Annotated in this window: 1 protein-coding gene; it reads left to right on the top strand. The window is 26.5% G+C overall.

All coding sequences use genetic code 11. The features are described from left to right. The first annotated feature begins 112 nt into the window (after nucleotides 1-112). Nucleotides 113-691: a DsbA family protein gene (locus CD172_RS12180; RefSeq protein WP_060551382.1), complete on the top strand. Its 579-nt coding sequence runs from the start codon at nucleotides 113-115 to the stop codon at nucleotides 689-691. Nucleotides 692-912 lie beyond the last annotated feature (221 nt).

The raw sequence follows: 912 nt of genomic DNA, 5'->3' as shown, positions 1-912 counted from the left end.
GTGTATGTGATATTAGCTAAAAAAATGTAAATTTCTCCAAAAATCTTTTTGACTACTCACGCACAATTATATATATTATTTAATAAGATAACAGCTTAGAAAGGACAATAAGATGAAGCATTTGACATATAAATATTTATTAGTTGTTTTATTACTAACTATGGGATTTTTTAGTGCATGTGATAACAAAGAGAAAAAACATGAAATTATTGCTTACGTAGACTTTAAATGTCCGCATTGTAAAAAATTTGATGAAAATATTATGTCTAAAATATCAAAATCGTATATAGATACTGATAAAGCGACAGTGACCTATGTTAATGCTGCATTGTTAGGAGATGAATCTCAATTAGGTTCAGCTGCGTCTCATGCAGTTAAAGATATGGCACCTGAAAAATATTTAGAATTCAAAAGTGCTATCTTTAAACATCAAGGTCCTATTAGTGAAATGTGGTTAACTGAAGCGTTTTTAGATAAAGAAATTGATAAATTGAAATTAAATGAAAAAGTGACACGATTGATCAAAAAGGCATATAAAGATAAAGATAGCCAAGCTTGGAAAGATATGAAAGCAGATCAAAAGAGAATTGAAAAAGAAAAGATTGAAGAAATACCATCTATAAAAATTGATGGTAAACTAGCTAAAAATGTTCACGATTATGAACATATTCAATCATTGTTAAATAAATAACATAATTGTTTTAGGATAAACGTGACCTAAGAATTAAATCTTATATGAAATATATGACGTCGACAAGGTGAATACTTTGTCGGCTTTTTTAAATTCTAAATTGAAATATTAGTAACGTTAAATATGAGAAAATTAGCAGCAACTAAGCTGCTTAAGAATAAATTAAGAAGTATTTTATACAATAATTAGATATAGAATATTGTTAATAAATACTTAAGATG

Source organism: Staphylococcus agnetis (genome assembly GCF_002901865.1).
Classification (GTDB): domain Bacteria; phylum Bacillota; class Bacilli; order Staphylococcales; family Staphylococcaceae; genus Staphylococcus; species Staphylococcus agnetis.
Note: the sequence above shows the minus strand (reverse complement) of the source record. Positions and strands in the feature narration are given on the sequence as shown.